The sequence below is a fragment of the Lentzea sokolovensis genome (genome assembly GCF_033949975.1).
Classification (GTDB): Bacteria; Actinomycetota; Actinomycetes; order Mycobacteriales; family Pseudonocardiaceae; genus Lentzea; species Lentzea sokolovensis.
In genome coordinates this window covers 41,722-57,232 of sequence record NZ_JAXAVU010000001.1, presented here as the reverse complement: position 1 = coordinate 57,232, position 15,511 = coordinate 41,722, and the positions used below count along the sequence as shown (strand labels likewise).

Here is a 15,511-nt window from a genome sequence, read left to right as displayed (position 1 = left end):
GGTCGCCCCCGAGCGGCGGATCGCCGCACCCGCAACTGGGGGTCTGGGGTCAGTGCAGGAGCACTGCGGTGCCAGCGGGCACGTCGCGCAGGGCGTCGCGTACGCCTGGGGGAGCGGGAACACAGCCGGTGGAGTCGACCTGGCCTAGCGCGGACACGGCGGGCAGGCCCGGCACCGTGATCCCGCCGATCGGGCCCGTGCACAGCCGGTCGACATCGAGGCGGAACGGCCACAGCACCCGCAGCAGCCACGGCAGCGCATCGGCCTGGCCGCCGGCGGCGACGAAGCTTCGGCCGCCAGCGCGGGCCGGTATCGCGACCGACGCCGGTGTGCCGGTGAGGGTCGATGCTGCAGCGGTGCCGTGGCCGAGTTCGGCGAGCACCGTGACCTTGCCGGTGACGGTGTTGATCTCGACGCGCCTGTCACCGTGGGCCAGTTCGACCTGCGGCCGCAGGTGGATCCAGCCGACCGCTGCCGCACCGGTGGGGTGCGGGCGCGAGGGCAGCATCACCAACGCCCAACCCGGCCTGCGCTCAAGGACCGGTGTCCACGTCGGCGTGAGCACTTGCCGCGGCGGCAGCACAGCGAACGCGCACCCGCCAGGCTCGGCATATACGGCGGTGTCGTCGGTGGGATGCAGCACGACCGTGCCCGGATCAGCCCCAGGTGCCGGATCGGCGGGCGCGCCCGCCAGAGTCACGCCGACGGCCGCGCGCGGCAGCGCCGCCATCTCCGGCTCGTTGATCGCTCGCGGAGCGACCTCAGCAGGGTCCTGCTGCGTGGCAACGGGTATCCGGTCCCGCAGCGGCCCGGCGGCAGTCGCCGTCGCAGTCACCGTGTCCGGAACCGGTGCAGGTGCAGCGGCCGGGCGGCTGATGTCGTGCATGCGCAGCAACAACGCCACGAGCACGACCAAGGTCACGGCCAACAGCAGCTTCACCATCAAACCGGACCGGCGCCAGTCCACCAGCCGCATCAGCATTGCTTGGCGCAGCAGCATCATCGCGGTGAGGGGCTTGAGCGGCTGAGTCATTTCCAGGTCGGTCTCTGGCCCGGCGGTCAGCCGCGCGGTGCTCGCGCCTACGACGGCCAAATGACCGGACAGGGGAGTGATGACGACCTCGTCGCCCAGGCGGGTGCTCACGGCGTCTTCCCGGCGATGACCTCGCCCACGTGCTTCACGATCGTGCAGGTATCGCCGGGAAAACGTCCGTTGGTGATCGTGAGCGCGGCGGTGCCGTTGGCCAGCGGGATGATCGCGGTGCAGGTCGGCTCGTTGCTCGACTTGTTGATGCCCGGCTTGATCAACCCCGGCTTGGTGCCGAAGGTGTGCGGCTGCGAACCCTCCTGTTCGGATTGTGCGGTCTTCATCTCGCCCGGCTTGGCCCAGACCACGAGAGCGATGAAACTCTTGGTCGGAAGAGGTTTTCCGCTCGGATCCGCGCCCTTACTCGGCTCTCCGTTGTCGTACCTGCATCCCGTGCGGAACACATCGGTGGCGGACGGCGCACGCAACCGGGGCTTGTTGTCCTTGTCCGGCCGCACTTCCTGCGGGAAGGCTCCCCACCCGAGCTGGCACGGGTCGTACGGGGCGCCGACGGTCTTGGCGTCCACGCGCGGGTCGAGATCACCCAGGGTGATCTGCTTGGGCTTGTCCTGCGTGGCGACCGTGGCGATGGCGTGGGCAGTGGGCACGGTGGTGAGACAGGCCGTTGCGGCGGCAAGTGTCAGCACGCCGCGCGTCAAGCTCCTGATAGTCGTCATGATCTTGTCCCCCGACAAAGATGCGTTGAGGCTCATGGGAAAAGTGTTTTCAGCAGCTCCGCGACCAGCGGGTCGCGGATGCTGTCCAGGCGGGCCCGGTCCACCGGGGCGTCGACCTTGGTGCCGCGCGGCGGTCGCAGGTTCTGCCGGACCCGCAGAGCACCGGGTTTCTCCTTGTCGCCCAGCACCGCGATGGAGAGCTCTTCCTTGTCGCGGCCTTGGCCGTTGGCGTCCTCGGGATCGCCGACGCGCATCACCGGCTTGCCCGCGATGGACAGTTCGGTGACCTTCGCGGCGGTGTCCGGCCTGGACTGCAGGATGGACAGATCCCGCGCCAGGGATTCCTTGGTCGACAAGAAGATCTCGACCTCGATGACGGACTCGTACTTGCCGTCAGCGCCCTTCTTGTTGTCGTCCGAGCTGATCGTGCACGTCGGGCTTCGTGGGCTGTCTGCGATGACCCGGTAGTGGCCAGCACCCAGAAACCGGTCCAGGACATCGCCGGGCAGCGCCGAACACAGCATCTGCGCCGCGACGACCGGCTCCTCCTCAGCGGTGCGCAGCAGGTCCTGGCCGGTTTTCGGTTTGGTGTCCGACCACTCCTGGCACACCTCCGGTTCGTTGCTGCGCACGCACGCTCCGGCTGCCGCGGCCTTGCCGCTGCTGGGTGTGGACTCCGGCTTCGCGGTGCCGGGCACGATGCTGCCGCAGCCGCTCAACGTCGTGGCCGTCAGCGTGGTCGCCGCGAGCACCAGGGTGACCAGGCGGCCGTTCATCGCTTGCCCACCTTGGACAAGACCTTCTCCGCCGCCTGCTGCGCGATGTCGCAGGTCGCCGTGGACATGCGGATCTGCTGGTACAGCACGCCGCCCTCGGTGGCCCGGTTGTCCTGCACGATGCTGGTGTCCGGGTCGTAGACGATGTAGCTGGTGCAGCCTGAGCGGCCTTGAAAGATCACCGTCTTGTAGCCGGCGACCGTGACCTCACGAGCGCTCTGATCTCCTGGCTTGACCAGTGCTGACGGGTCGTCGTCGACCATGAGCGTGATGCCGACCTCGTTGCGGCCCACGCCTTTGTCCCGTGACGGCGGTCCGGGGTTGAGCGGCTTCGCGGTGCACACGAAGGGCCCTGAGGGCTGCAACACTGCGTCCGCGCCGAACATGTCCAGCGCACCCGACGCCACGGTGCACGGGTCGAGCTTTGCTAGCGTCAATTCCGGTTTCGTGCGTTCAGAACCGCGTTTGGGCAGGTCCTTCCACAGAGGCGCGACCTTGGCGGCGTATTCCTTGGCCAGCTGGCAGCTGGACTTGGCCGGCTTGTCCTCCCCGGTGCCGGACGGGCTGGTGCGCAGCACGATCGCCCGGTCGTCGTCGAGTGGCTTGGCCAGTGTGCACGTCCGCTCGTCCTCGGAGACGAAGACCTCCAGGCCGCCGATGCTCTCCGGGGCGGCGTCCTTGCGCTGCGACGCGTCAAAGGTCTCGCCCACCTCCAGATAGATCGTCCAGCTGGCCCGGAACTCGCCCTTGTGGGTTCGCAGCACGCATTCCTGCATGCCGTCCTGCGACGGGATGATCTCGTCGAGCTCGTCGCCGGTGATCTCCTTCGCGGCGTCCGGGTCGTGCAGCCCGCACGCGTCGATCGCCCGGTAGCCTGCTGCGGCCTCGGCCAGCGCCCGGTACTCCTGTGGGATTGCGGCCTCGATCTTCGTCGGCTGTGTTTCCCCGCCGCCCTCAGGTGGGCTGGGGGCGTCCTTGGTGCACGCGGAGGCCAGCAGCGCCGTGCCGAGCAGCAGCGCGAGCGTGAAACGTTGTCGTAGAGCCATGTTCGTGATCCCCCTGATCCGAACGGGATGTGCCCGGTGGCACGAAAGACTGGGGTGGGAGTGAGCGAAGGCTGGGCGGGTCAGCCGCGCAGCAGCCGGACGGCCTGCGAGACCTGCACGCCGGTGCTGCGCAGATCGGCGATCCATCCGGGGATGGCCCGGCTGGGCGGCTGATCGGTGCCGGCTCGGGTCCGGACAGCCACGTCAACGGCGCCGAATTCGGTGACGGCGTGCGCGTCGACGTCGGCCGCAGCCAGCGTCGGTGATCCCGCCCCGCCGATGTGGGGGGAGACCAGCGCGGAGGCAGTGCCGGACAGCACGGTCAGCGTCATCGCCGAGACGACGGTCGCGGTGGCCAGCAAGCGGGTGACGATCCTGCGAGTGATCAATGGTCCTGCTCCAGATTCGAGAAGTACCGGTATGTGAGCCGGGTGAGGTGGCCGCGCCGCCCGCACTGCGAGTCCGCCCTGGGGGGTGCGGAGGCGGGCGACGCGGCCCTGGGGGATCAGTCCCTGATGGACTGACGCTGGTGGGTCATTTGCCGAAGGCAGTGAGGAATCCCGCTGACGGGGTGCCGACACCGGTGACGTTGTCCCAGCCGCTGCCGCTCTGCAGAGACTGCGGCTTGGTGTCGAACTCGGCCAGGTAAGAGCCCTGGGTGCCGGGGACGTCGACGTGGCCGTAGGTGACCATGTACGGCGTCCAGACACCGGCCGCGACCGGCTTGACGTCGGTCATGCCGGTCTTGCCCGCCATCTCGTACAGCGCGCCGTTGAGGAACCCGAACCGCTCGACGCCCTGGGCCTGCTGGGAGTCCGCGACGAGCGCGGCGATGATCGGCGCGGCGGCCGACGTGCCGCCGGAGGGGTACTCGACGTAGCCGTCCGGGGTCGTGAAGCCGACGCTGATTCCGGTGTAGGCGTCCGCGAGCGCGGAAACGTCCGGCAGCATGCGACGTCCGGTGCCCGGCGCGACGCCCTTCTGGTAGTCGGGCTGTTCGTACAGCGAGCTCACGCCGCCGCCCGCGCCGCCGGCGAACTTGCCGTCGACGCCCTGCTGCGGCGCCCAGCTCTGGCCGGACTGGGTGTAGCCGGAGATCTCCCAGCCGGTCTGGAACTTCACCTTGTTGTTGCCGTCCACGGCGACCGACGTGCCACCGACCGCGGTCACCCACGGGTGCGAGGCCGGGAAGTCGGTAGCGGCCCGGCGCACGTCCGGGTTACCGGCGTTGTCACCCGCGTCCCCGGAGGACACGGTGATCGCCTGGCCCTGGATCGCGGCCTGAAGAGCGATGCTGTCCATCTGCTGACGCACCGCGGCGGGCTGGTTCTCACCCGAGGCGCCCCAGCTGTTCGACAACACCGACGCCTTGTTGTCCTGCACAGCCTTGTTCAGCGCGTCGTAGAGCGTCCGGCAGCTCGACGCCCCGTAGTAGACGATCTTCGCTGCCGGGGCGATGGTGTGGATCGCCTGCACGTCCAGCGCCTGCTCGCCCGCCCACGACTCGGGGATGCACTGCTCGATGTCGTCCCAGCGGCTAGCGAGCACCGCCGAGTACTGGCCCGGTGCTAACTGCGGCGAACCGAACGTCGCGGCCGCGCGGTTGGTGTCGGACACGATGGGCTCGTGGTTGTAGGCGCCGATGATCGCGACCGTCTGCCCGGCACCGGTGTTGCCACCGCCCAGACCGTAGATGCCCCGCATCTGCGCTGTGTTGTAACCACACAGCGCGTTGGACTGCATGTCACCGGCGAACTTGCGCGGCACCGCGGTGTTGACCGACTCGCCCCAATACAAGGCACAGCTGTTCGGGTCGCCCGCCGCCTTGACGTCGCCGCGCGGCCGCGCCGGTGCGCCGTTGGGCGTGCGCATCGCCACCTGCTTCGGAGTGATCGTGCGCTCGCTGTCGTCCAGGCCCAGCACCGCCTCCACCGCACCACGCAGCTCGCGCGGAACGGACACTGCGGACTCCGGCGCGGCCAGCTCCAGCGCACCGGCCTTCGTGGAGAGCTTGAACTTGCCGAGCTTCACCCGGAACGCCGACTCCAATGCCGAGACATTGCCCTCGACTGTCACGAAGTGCCGGTTTCCCGACACCTCCGACACCGTTAGGTTCTGGCCCCGCAGCCAGCCGGTCACCCGATCCACAGTGGACTGGGCAGGTGCGTATCGGTCCACGAACTGCTGGGAGGACAGAAACTTGCGGTGCGACGGACTGCCCGGCGTGGACACCACCTTGGCCAGAGCCTCGGCGCCGCGCCGATCCTTGAGCGTCAACGCGATCCGTACCCGGCGGACCTCGTCACCGCTCACGTCGCCGACCTTCGCCGATGGAGTGGCCCAGCTCGGTGTGTTGCCCTCGATCGATGCGCGGTCGCTGGCCAGGGTCGGATCCGCCTGAGCGGCGGAGGTCCCGAGGATCCCGACCAGCGCCGCGCAGCCGGCGAGTGCCGCCGCGCGGGATGGACGTACTGCCATGTGTAAAGCCCCCGAATTCATAGATTCACCCGGTCTCGGCCGGGTGTGACGGCAATATCAACGCCATTGATGAAAGGCGTGTGAGGAAACGCGGCGGGCAGTTTTGTGCCCTGGGAACGCGAGCCCCTCGCGGCGACGGAGTCACCCCCGCACGGGCCAGCGTCTTCGTGTGAGCCCGTGACCTGCACTGACGTGCTGGTAGTTTCTAGACTGCAATGCGGTGATCGCAGATGTCAACGTGTTCAAGCGTATTTTCGAAATTACTTTTGTGGCCGTCATTTAGGCATTGCAAAGTTCCCGAAACCTGACGGCAAACGGGTCTAAATGATTGCGGCAGCGGTATTTTCTAGCTGCTCACCGCGGTCACCTTTTCCGCGACGAATGTAAGGCCGAGATGACAGGCCGAGGCTCCGCGTTCCGGCACGTACCCGGTCACACGCACCCGTTGTGCCCGCGGCTGCTCACCCGCGCGGGCCCGGTGCTCGTTGTCCAGCACGATGCTGCCGGACAGCTGAAAACGCTGACCGGCTTCGGTGACCAGCGAGATGCATCCCGGCCGGCCTGTCAGCCAGGTGGCCTCACCTTCGACGGTGACCTGAGGACTCCGCGACTCCGGTGGAGGGATCTGCACGGACGCAACGACTTCGGTCGTCGGGGTGGACGGCTGCACTGGTCTGGACGGGACTGAGCAACCAATGGACGCGGCTATGGCGACACCGATGGCGACGGCCAGCTGCCGGCTGGTCATTCCAGATCTCCCGCCTCGGCCACGTGTGCCTGAGGCTCCTGGGTGCCACGGAGTCGCAGCGCGGTGCGTTGCGGTGTGCTGCGTAGGCTCCGTGCGGCGTGCACGACTCCCGCTGCCAGGATCAACGAGTTCGGTTCACGCATTCGCGGCAGCAGACCATCCAAGGTCGTGTGCGCGCGCTGCGCTTCGAAGTCCCTGCCCAGCAGCCATACCTCTTCGGGCAGATAGCCGCAGTGCCGTGACGCGTAGACCTCACCTGTGTGAGGGATGAACCCGATCCTCCACGGCCCAGCGCGGTCCAGGGGCTGGCTGTAGGGGCCGTCGTCGTCGCCGTCGCGACGCCACTGCTCGCCGTAGATCTCCCCGGCGACGCGTGCGCTGGCCCAGCCGCTGTCCATTCGGCGTGAGTCCGCGGCGACGAAACTGTCTTCCGGGCCGAACACGACGACGCTCGCAGGTATGTCTGCTGAGCGCTGCCAACCTGCGGACGACTCTCCTAGTAGGCCGAACGGCGCGCCCAGGCCGATCACGAACTCTCGCAACGTGTCCCGTGCGATGACGGCTTGGTCGAGCGAGTCGCGCAGGCCTGATTGCCTCGCGATCGCACTGGACAGTTCTGCCTTCGCGCTACGTCGACGGAGCCAGCCGGCGGGGCTCCAACTGTGCCCCGCCTCAGCAATCTTCCGGCGAGCGTCGGCAATGGAGTGCTCGGCTTGGTTGGTGCGGGACGTCAGCGTGGCCACCGTGGCGCGGAGCTTGCCTTCGAGTTCGACCAGATCCTCAGCTGGATCAGCGGTGGTCGCATTCTGCAGGTGCCCCGCAAGCGCAGGTGGTATCGGATCTGTTCGCAAGCCCAGCGCGACTGCCAGGCCTGCGCTGCTGTGTGCCCAACGCGGTTGATGCTTCGGCAATGCAATCCTCCCCCAAAGCTTCGAGACGTCGGCCGCCGCGCTGCCCCACGTCGACCAGCGAGCAGGTGACCGCGATGCGACAGCCGACGCCTCATCTGATGCCGACAACGGTGTGTCGGCCGGTGGCCAAGCAGCAGATCCCTCCCCGGTCCGCCGCTTGGCCACCGCCTCGTCGTCGTTCGTAAAGCGACGGCGAGGTCTTGGTGCACCAGGTGTTGCTGGTGACGTCGCGGGTGTGACGTGCCGCGACTGCTGGGCGCGCAATGCGTATGCCTATCCGTATCGCCAACGCACTCATCCCACTGCCCCCTGGTGCTCGTCCGGACGAGAGCGATGTTGCATCCGAGTGAGGTGCCCCGCTATCCGCGGCCAGCGAGATTAAAAGAGACGTCGCTGGTGGCTCAGGTGTCTCGCTCGGTTTCCGCATCCCGTCGTGACAAACACTATGGCAATCATTTCTGTTGTCAACGCGTAGTTAGAGGATTGGATTGCATGAATTATCCCGTAGGTGTTCGAATAGCTACGTGTTTTCCCGTAGTGCGACGCGCTGTGGGCCCTTGCGGCACTGGCGGGAACCTGTTGAACTGCGGAAACGAGCGAAGCGACGGTTGGTGCCGATGACGAAGGATGTACTTGCGAAGAGAGAATCTGGCTTGTCGTGAAACTTCGTTCGATTTCATGTGTGCATCCAGACGTTGCCTCGCGGAGGCCGCCACGGGCTTGCTGAACTGAGGCATGGCGCTACGGGGTTACCTGATGGCCGCTACGGGTTCTGCTGTGCAACTACGGGGCGACAATGTTCCCCAGGGTCCGCAGGAATCTGCGCAGTTGGGAGTGTCGGAATCGACGCATGGCGGCCCCGGTTCGTGCGCCTCACGAGATGCGCGGCCTGTCGGGGCCTGCGAGCCGGACTGTAGAACTCACGCGGCGATGCACGGATCTGACGACCGATTCGCTGACTCAGATCGACTTGTTGGACTCTGGATCGAGGTACCACGCGACCAAGTCCGACCTGGTGTGGAGGTCGAGCTTGCGCTTGGCGTTGCGGACGTGGGTCTCGACCGTGCGGTCGGCGATGTCGAGATCCCGGCCGATCTCGGCGTACCGCTTGCCCTGCGCGAGAATCCGGACGACCTCGATCTCCTTGGACGTCAGCAGGTTCTCGCCGGCGCGGACAGAATGCATCTCTTCGATCGGCGTCAGCGCCAGCGCGGTTCCGTCCTCAATGGACAGTTTTTCGCCGGTGGTGATCGCTTCACTGAAGCGGTCCTCGCCGATCGTGTGTCGGCAGTAGTTCCTGATCTCGTCGTTGACACGCAGAAAAGGCTGCATGTTCACCACGCAAGTCTGCGACTCCCGCTGGAGGGAGCTGACCGCCCCGAAGAGCTTGCCCGCGAGTTCGTGATCCCCGACCTTGGCCGTGGCGACCGCGAGCAGCCAGGCGCTCCACGTCGGTCCCCACGTGTCGCCTATTTCGCGTTGCAGCCGAAGCGCGTCCTGGGCGAGAGAGATGGAGCGCCTCGGGCTGCCGTGCATGAACTCGACCAAAGCGCTGGTCCAGGTCGCCCACGAGATCGACCACACTGCCTGAGCCTCGTTCGCCAGGGCCAACAGTCGATCGCGCTGCAGCATGGCCTGGTCTCGCTCGCCCAGGAACGCCACGGCCATCGCTCTGAACAGGATCACCATGAAGGTGTCGCCGGCATTGCCGTCGAGCTGGAACGCAGTCTCGGCGCGTTCCATGGCCGGGAGTGCTGCCTGGGCCTTCTTCAGGTCAGGCTCGCCGAGAAAGACCGCCGTCGCCGAGGCGTACAACAGCGGCGCTAGCGTCTCGCTCAGCCCTAGTGCTGCGGCGTCACGTTTGGCTTTCTGCAGCAGAGGGGCCGCGAGATCGAGGCGTCCTTGCAGCATCGCGATCCACGCGAGCATCGACGTAGCGACGACGTCGGACGGCTCAGGGACTTCTGCGGCGTGCTGTAGTCCGAGCATCAGCATTCGCCGGGAATCGTTGAGCTTTCCGGCGAAGATCTGGCATCGCGTCTGCGTGACATTGGTCGCCAGTTCGACCCCGCGGCGCCGCTGCCCAGGCTGTGCGAGGAAGTGCTTCTGAGCTGCGCGCAGGTTCGGGAGTTCCAGCCGCAACAAGTGCATCCACTCAACCTCGCCGGGGCCGAGCCAGAGCTTCGCTCCCCGTCGGGCCAGATCGCTGAAGTGCTCGGCAGCCGCGTGAACGACCGCACTGGCCGGCCTCGGCGCAGTGCCGCCGTCGGCGTCCTGCTGAGCCTGGGTCAGCAGCTGCTGGCCGAACTGCCTGATCACGCGAAGCATGCGATAGCGCGTGCAACCGGCCTGGTGATCGACCAGCAACAGTGACTTGCGCACCAGCTGCGATAGCAGCGGTTGGACGTCGGCTGAGGCGATGTCATCGCCCACGCAGACCGCACGCGCCGCGTCCAGGTCGAACCCGGTCTCGGATTCGAACACCGTCATCAACGCCCACATCCGCTGTTCATCGCTCGTGAGCAGCTTCTGCGACAACTCGAGCATCACCCGGAGCCCGCGGTGGTGCGCCTCTGTTGAGGTGCCATCGACGAGGAGCCCGAGAAGGTCGGAGTGTTCGACGACCGACTGCAGGCTCAGCACGTCGAGCTGGCTGGCGGCCAACTCGATGGCCAGTGGTAGTCCGTCCAGCAGTTGGCACAGCCGGTTTGCGACCGGGTAGTCGGATTCGGCGATCTCGACGCCGACGGCGCGAGCGCGCACGATGAGCAACTGGAGTGCCTCATGCACCGTGGTGAGCGAGGTGGGATCCGACGACTCCTCGGCTCCGATGCACAGGGGCGGCACTGGCAGAAGGTGCTCGCCGCTGAGGCCGAGCCTGATCTGGCTGGTGGCGATCACCCGCAGTCCCGGGGCCGCTTGCAGGAGAGTGCGCAGCAGTTGTGGCACCGACCCGCTGCCGGGCTTCTCGCCGACAAGGTGCTCGCAGTTGTCCAGTAGCAGCACCGCTTGTCGGGGAGCCAGGTGTTCGACGAGAAGGTCCTCGGCGGGCTCGGGAGAGTTCTCGCGAAGGCCGAATGCCTGCGCGATCGCGGGTGCCAGCCGATCCTCGCCCTCGCGCAGGTCGGCCAGGTGAACCCGACCGCACTCGAAGTCGCTGCTGCGGCTCATCTCGTGGACGAGGCGTTCCGCGACTCGGGTCTTGCCGACGCCACCAGGTCCGATGAAGGTCAGCACGCGAGCCGATCCGACGGTGTCGGCGCCTTGCCGCAGGAGCTGGCTTCTTCCGATCAAGCTGCTGAGTTCGCCGGGCAGCAGGCTTTCGTGCACTGAGACACGCACCCGTGGAGCGGGGACGTCGTGGCCGCCGGCGACGGCTTCCTCGTTCGTCGGTCGCTTAGTGATCATCATGTGCTTCCCCCAGAACACGTGCTGAAGTCGCCAGGCGCCCCTCGGGGTGCGACGAGTCTTCCGTAGGTCCGCGGACCCGGCTCCATGCATCTGCATTGGCGTGCAGTACGGGTCGCTTCGATGTCGAGCATGCGTCCGCACAACGGTGGCGGACCGCAGATTCAGTTAACTATCCTTTGGGGACGAAGCATCTTCGCTGGTCAACCTCAGTTTCGTTCGCCTCCCCGCGAAATGAACTGAAGTTGCATCACCCTTGGTCGCACCTTAGAGGACCTCCAAGTGGCTTGGCCAGTAACTGGTCGCACTCACCCATTCGGGTTAATGGCCGGTTCGATGTAAGCCCGTCGACCAGCTTCAACCTTGAAAGGTTGGCCGCACTGATGCAGTCTGAGTTAACCTCGACGTGTCTGGGGGAGCGACGGAGTACGTCGCTGCGGTTCAACTGGGTGTCCGTGGGGGATGCATGAGCGAGGTTCAGCGCGCGGCCGATGTGGTCCCTCGAACGCTGCACGGTCAGATCACGTGGCTGTTCGAGACGATCAGGCCTGCGGTCGAGGGGCAGCGGTACTGCGACACCAAGCCACATACGAACAAGGACCTTGCGCTGCATCTTGGCGTGTCAGCGAGCTACGTGAGCCAGCTGAAAAAGGGTACGAAGCCGAATCCGACGAAGGATGTTCTGGAGGGGATCGCCTCCTTCTTCGAGGTCCCAACGGCCTACTTCTTCAGTGACGCGGAAGCGGCGCGGGTCGAGGCGGCGATCCAGTACGACGTCGATCTTCGCCGGTTCAAGGACGGCGAGCTCAAGGAACTTCCGGTGAACCCGTCGAGCCCGCACTGGTTAGTCACCGGTGAGATGCCCGACAGCTCCCGACCGGTGTGCGAGCGTTTGAACTGGCTGTTCGATCATGTGCACTCGGTGCACGAACAGCGCCCGTACACCGAGGAGGAGGTGGCGGACGCGATCGGGGAGAAGCCCTGGCGCGTGCGGGGGCTCCGTAGCGGCGAGATCACCGACAACGATGTGTCCGTTCCTGTGCTGCGCAACCTGGCGGCGTTCTTCGGGCAGCGGCTCAGCTACCTCTACGCCGACGATCAGGACGTCTCCGGCGCCAAGTCGGAAGACGAGAAACTGCTCGAGCTCCTGCGGCAGGCAAAAAGTGATGAGCGCGGACTGCTCGGTGTCGCGTTGCGGACCTTGGAGGCCGACCCCCAGAACGCCGGCCGCAACAGCGGCCTGAGCAATGAAGCCAGCGCTCGAATTCTGGCAGGGCTGATCAACAGCCACCTGGAGATGGACAACCAGGTGCGCCTGAACTCGGCCTCTGGATCAGGACCCGACAAGGCGGATCGGTGAAGCACATGAACCACGACAACACCGACGCCCCGCTTGATCGCCGAACTCTGAGGAGGCGCGCTGCAGAGTTCTCCAAGCGGGTTCCGATCCCGATGCCGTGGAACGCGGACGAGTACGCGGGCCTGCTCACGGTGGAGTTCGGCAAGCCTGTGCGATTTCGGCCGCTGAGCGAAGAGGTCGCACCTCACGACCTGCCTGAGACCAATTTCAGCGGTGCGCTCATCGAGTCCGAGCACTCCATCACGATCTTCTTCGACAACAGGAGCGGACTGACCCACCAGCAGGACATCATCCTGCACGAGGTAGGGCATCGCGTCTTGGGGCACGTCGTCCACGACCAGGTTCTGTGCCGCAGCACCTTCGCCTCGCCGCGCGAGAACGAGGCAGAGTTGTTCGCCCGCGAACTACTCCATCGGGCACGGGGTCGTGACACCTTGCAACTCGCCCCACACGTCGATGATCCAGACGGTGTCAGGTCGCTCGGGGGAGCGCTGGCCGACATCGAGTAACACCGCACATTTACGCCTGGGGGGACGCGCGATGTGGTTTGTACTGGTAACGGGCTTCGGCATGCTGTGGTCGGCGCTGGCCGTGCTCGCTCACCTGCGCAGGGTCAAGCGGCGACCCGATGATCCGTCTGTGCCGGCCAAACGAGCGCTTCTGGCCGCAGCCGTGCTGGCCACGGTTTCCTATGCCCTGGCGATACCGCCGTTCACATCGTTGCTGCACGTTGACGGCATGTGGCTCAACTGGCCTATGATCATGACATTGGGCAATTCCACTGTGATCTGCGTGCACATGTTCTACCTGTTCTCCGTAGAAGAACGCGCGACCGCGGTCCGGATCGCACGTCGGGAATGGTTGATCTACGCGGTGCTGACCACCGCCGTCGTCGTCTTGTTCGCGATGAACCCCACTGCGAGCGACTACGACATCACGTCCGCGGGCAGGTACCAGACCGGGGGACCGGGCGATCCTTTCGCCGCCGTCGCCTACGTCCTGTCGATGGGCTTCGCAGGCGTGATGAACGTGGTGGTGTGTCGCCTCGGGTGGCGGTGGGTGAAGAAGGCCAGGGGAACGCGCTGGCTCGCGATGGGGCTCAACACCAACGCGCTGGGCCAGATCGGCGGCCTGTGCATGGTTCTGCACTCAGTCAGCTACAACCTCGCCCTGCTGTTCGGCACCGTACCGTCCTGGACGCAGAACGTCGTGGAGACCCCGATCAAGGGCATCGCGGGCCTGCTGACCATGCTCGGCCTCAGCGCCACCGCACTGAGCCTGTGGATCAAGAACAGCCGGCTTGTCGTCTGGGCGCACGCCAATCAGGCCCGCCGCCGGCTCTACCCGTTGCACCAGCGGATGTACGCGGCCTTTCCGTCCATCGTCGTCGACCCGCCGCCCTCGTCGGCCGTGAAGGACTTCCTGCACGTGCGCGACGCCAGCCGCCAGCTGGGCGATCGCCTGGTCGAGCTGTGGGAAGGCCGTCTGCGCATGCGGATTCCGTACGGCACCCGCGCCATAGCTGACAAACTCGCCCGCGAGGAAGGGCTGAGGGGACCCGCGCTCGAGGCCGTCGTGGAACGTGCGTGCCTCGAAGTCGGATTTGAGGTAGCCCGCACAGGCACAGAGGTCCGCGTCGAACTCTCGACCGCAGACGAGGCGTCACGTCTTACGAGACAAGGCGAGAAGGCTGCAGAGGTGCGCTGGTGGCAAGAGGTGCATGACGCACGCAAGTCGCCGGTCGTGGCGCAGATCCGAACTCGCGCGCCAGAACTCATCCGAGCCTCGGCAACCAGCGGCGCAGCGACGAGCTGACGACGTGCGAATCCACGGAGGAACAGCGTGAAAACGATCGTCGTCGGAGGAACCGGATATCTCGGATTCCACGTTGTCGGCGCGTTACTACGCCATGGCCACGACGTCAGCGTTGTCGGACGTAGCCACAACTCCAACCTGCCGAGCGATGTTGAGTTCTACGAGGGCGACGCCAGCTCACTGCCGCAAAGCGACTGGAAGCCGATCCTCAAGGGACACGAGGCACTCGTGTTCGCGGCAGGAGTCGATAGCCGCGCTCAAGCGTCTCGGCCAAGTGGCGCCTACTTTCAGCACCACAACGTCGACGCGGTCGGCCGGATGATGGAAGCCGCGAGGCAGACTGGAATCACGAGTGCCGTCATCCACGGGTCCTACAACATCACGTTGAATCGGCAACGCCCAGAGCTCGGGCTACCTGATCGTCACCCGTACATCGCCAGCCGCGCAGACCAAGCGATCCAGGCGCGGAAGGCCGCAGGAGGTTCGTGCTCCGTGGCAGTCCTGGAAATCCCGTACGTCTTCGGCGCGACACCTGGTCGGCCGAGTCAGTTCGAGTACATGTTGCCGTGGTTTCGCGGTGAGACGAGCTTGCCGCTCATGACGCCTCCTGGCGGCACCGCACTCGTCAGTGCGGCTGCGATCGGGGCAGCGAGTTGCACAGCCCTGACCTCACGGCTCGAGGGCGACTTCCCTGTCGCGCAAGCGAATCTTGAGTGGACTGAGCTTGTGTCACGGCTCGCGCGTCTCGCAGGACACCCGAACCCGGACGACGTTCGGCAAGTGCCCGCACGAACTTTCCAGAGGTTCATGCGTTTCAACGGCTTCAGGGATTTGGAGCGCGGAGTGGACACCGGCCTCGACTACGCACACTACGGCGAGCTCTACACCAGCAAGATGTTCGTTCCCACGTGCCTGCCAGAGCTGGGCATCACCGACGACGATCTGGACTCAGCACTGCGCGAAACTGTCGGGGCTCCGCCACCCACCTACGCGCAGTGACACGAAGCCCGACACCGATCCGAGGTTCAGCCGGTCACTTCGTCTAACGTCCAGAGAGCGTGGTGAACGTGTCGGTAGGCACTAAACGGAAACGCTTGTTGCTTAAGGTCTCGTGCGGGCGTTCAACGGGAGAACGGTAGCCACGGTCCCGACCCGGAGCACGAAGTCGCGGTCAACGCCCCTGGTGTTCGAAGCATCTCGCCACG

13 protein-coding genes and 1 pseudogene are annotated in these 15,511 nt (G+C 66.0%); 4 read left to right on the top strand and 10 right to left on the bottom strand.

The window, feature by feature from the left end; all coding sequences use genetic code 11:
* Window positions 1-49 precede the first annotated feature (49 nt).
* From SK854_RS00310 to SK854_RS48170, 10 genes and pseudogenes are all read right to left on the bottom strand, one after another.
* Window positions 50-1,144 carry a hypothetical protein gene (locus tag SK854_RS00310; RefSeq protein WP_051769995.1) on the bottom strand — a complete coding sequence of 365 codons (1,095 nt, stop codon included), beginning with the start codon at window positions 1,142-1,144 and terminating at the stop codon, window positions 50-52.
* Window positions 1,141-1,800, bottom strand: a complete 660-nt coding sequence (locus SK854_RS00305) for a hypothetical protein (RefSeq protein ID WP_319972917.1) — start codon at window positions 1,798-1,800, stop codon at window positions 1,141-1,143. Before SK854_RS00305 ends, SK854_RS00310 begins: the two co-directional genes overlap by 4 nt.
* Window positions 1,797-2,540 (bottom strand): hypothetical protein, encoded by a 744-nt coding sequence (locus tag SK854_RS00300; protein ID WP_030477466.1) that lies wholly within the window; start codon window positions 2,538-2,540, stop codon window positions 1,797-1,799. The genes SK854_RS00305 and SK854_RS00300 overlap by 4 nt, the downstream gene beginning before the upstream one ends.
* A complete protein-coding gene (locus SK854_RS00295) occupies window positions 2,537-3,586 on the bottom strand; it encodes a DUF3558 family protein (RefSeq protein ID WP_030477467.1) in 1,050 nt (349 codons plus the stop codon). The genes SK854_RS00300 and SK854_RS00295 overlap by 4 nt, the downstream gene beginning before the upstream one ends.
* Before the next feature lie 80 nt (window positions 3,587-3,666).
* Window positions 3,667-3,975 (bottom strand): hypothetical protein, encoded by a 309-nt coding sequence (locus SK854_RS00290; protein WP_030477468.1) that lies wholly within the window; start codon window positions 3,973-3,975, stop codon window positions 3,667-3,669.
* Between the two features lie 145 nt (window positions 3,976-4,120).
* Complete coding sequence (locus tag SK854_RS00285) at window positions 4,121-6,064, bottom strand: S53 family peptidase (protein WP_084401192.1); 1,944 nt, start codon at window positions 6,062-6,064, stop codon at window positions 4,121-4,123.
* Window positions 6,065-6,410: 346 nt separating this feature from the next.
* A complete protein-coding gene (locus SK854_RS00280) occupies window positions 6,411-6,812 on the bottom strand; it encodes a hypothetical protein (RefSeq protein WP_144065340.1) in 402 nt (133 codons plus the stop codon).
* A complete protein-coding gene (locus tag SK854_RS00275; protein WP_319972916.1) occupies window positions 6,809-7,723 on the bottom strand; it encodes a hypothetical protein in 915 nt (304 codons plus the stop codon). Before SK854_RS00275 ends, SK854_RS00280 begins: the two co-directional genes overlap by 4 nt.
* A gap of 960 nt (window positions 7,724-8,683) precedes the next feature.
* Window positions 8,684-10,672 carry a LuxR C-terminal-related transcriptional regulator gene (locus SK854_RS00270; RefSeq protein ID WP_248782525.1) on the bottom strand — a complete coding sequence of 663 codons (1,989 nt, stop codon included), beginning with the start codon at window positions 10,670-10,672 and terminating at the stop codon, window positions 8,684-8,686.
* Window positions 10,673-10,702: 30 nt separating this feature from the next.
* Window positions 10,703-11,131, bottom strand: a pseudogene (locus tag SK854_RS48170) (AAA family ATPase); the annotation flags it as partial.
* Between the two features lie 466 nt (window positions 11,132-11,597).
* Here SK854_RS48170 and SK854_RS00260 point away from each other — a divergent pair.
* The 4 genes from SK854_RS00260 to SK854_RS00245 all read left to right on the top strand — a co-directional run bounded on the left by SK854_RS00260 (window position 11,598) and on the right by SK854_RS00245 (window position 15,305).
* Window positions 11,598-12,491 (top strand): helix-turn-helix domain-containing protein, encoded by an 894-nt coding sequence (locus SK854_RS00260; protein ID WP_084401183.1) that lies wholly within the window; start codon window positions 11,598-11,600, stop codon window positions 12,489-12,491.
* 92 nt (window positions 12,492-12,583) lie between these two features.
* Complete coding sequence (locus tag SK854_RS00255) at window positions 12,584-13,000, top strand: ImmA/IrrE family metallo-endopeptidase (protein WP_319972915.1); 417 nt, start codon at window positions 12,584-12,586, stop codon at window positions 12,998-13,000.
* A 61-nt stretch (window positions 13,001-13,061) separates the two neighbouring features.
* Window positions 13,062-14,306: a DUF6545 domain-containing protein gene (locus SK854_RS00250; RefSeq protein WP_030477475.1), complete on the top strand. Its 1,245-nt coding sequence runs from the start codon at window positions 13,062-13,064 to the stop codon at window positions 14,304-14,306.
* A gap of 27 nt (window positions 14,307-14,333) precedes the next feature.
* Entirely contained in the window at window positions 14,334-15,305 is a 972-nt protein-coding gene (locus tag SK854_RS00245) for an NAD-dependent epimerase/dehydratase family protein (RefSeq protein ID WP_030477476.1), read from the top strand.
* Window positions 15,306-15,511: the final 206 nt, after the last annotated feature.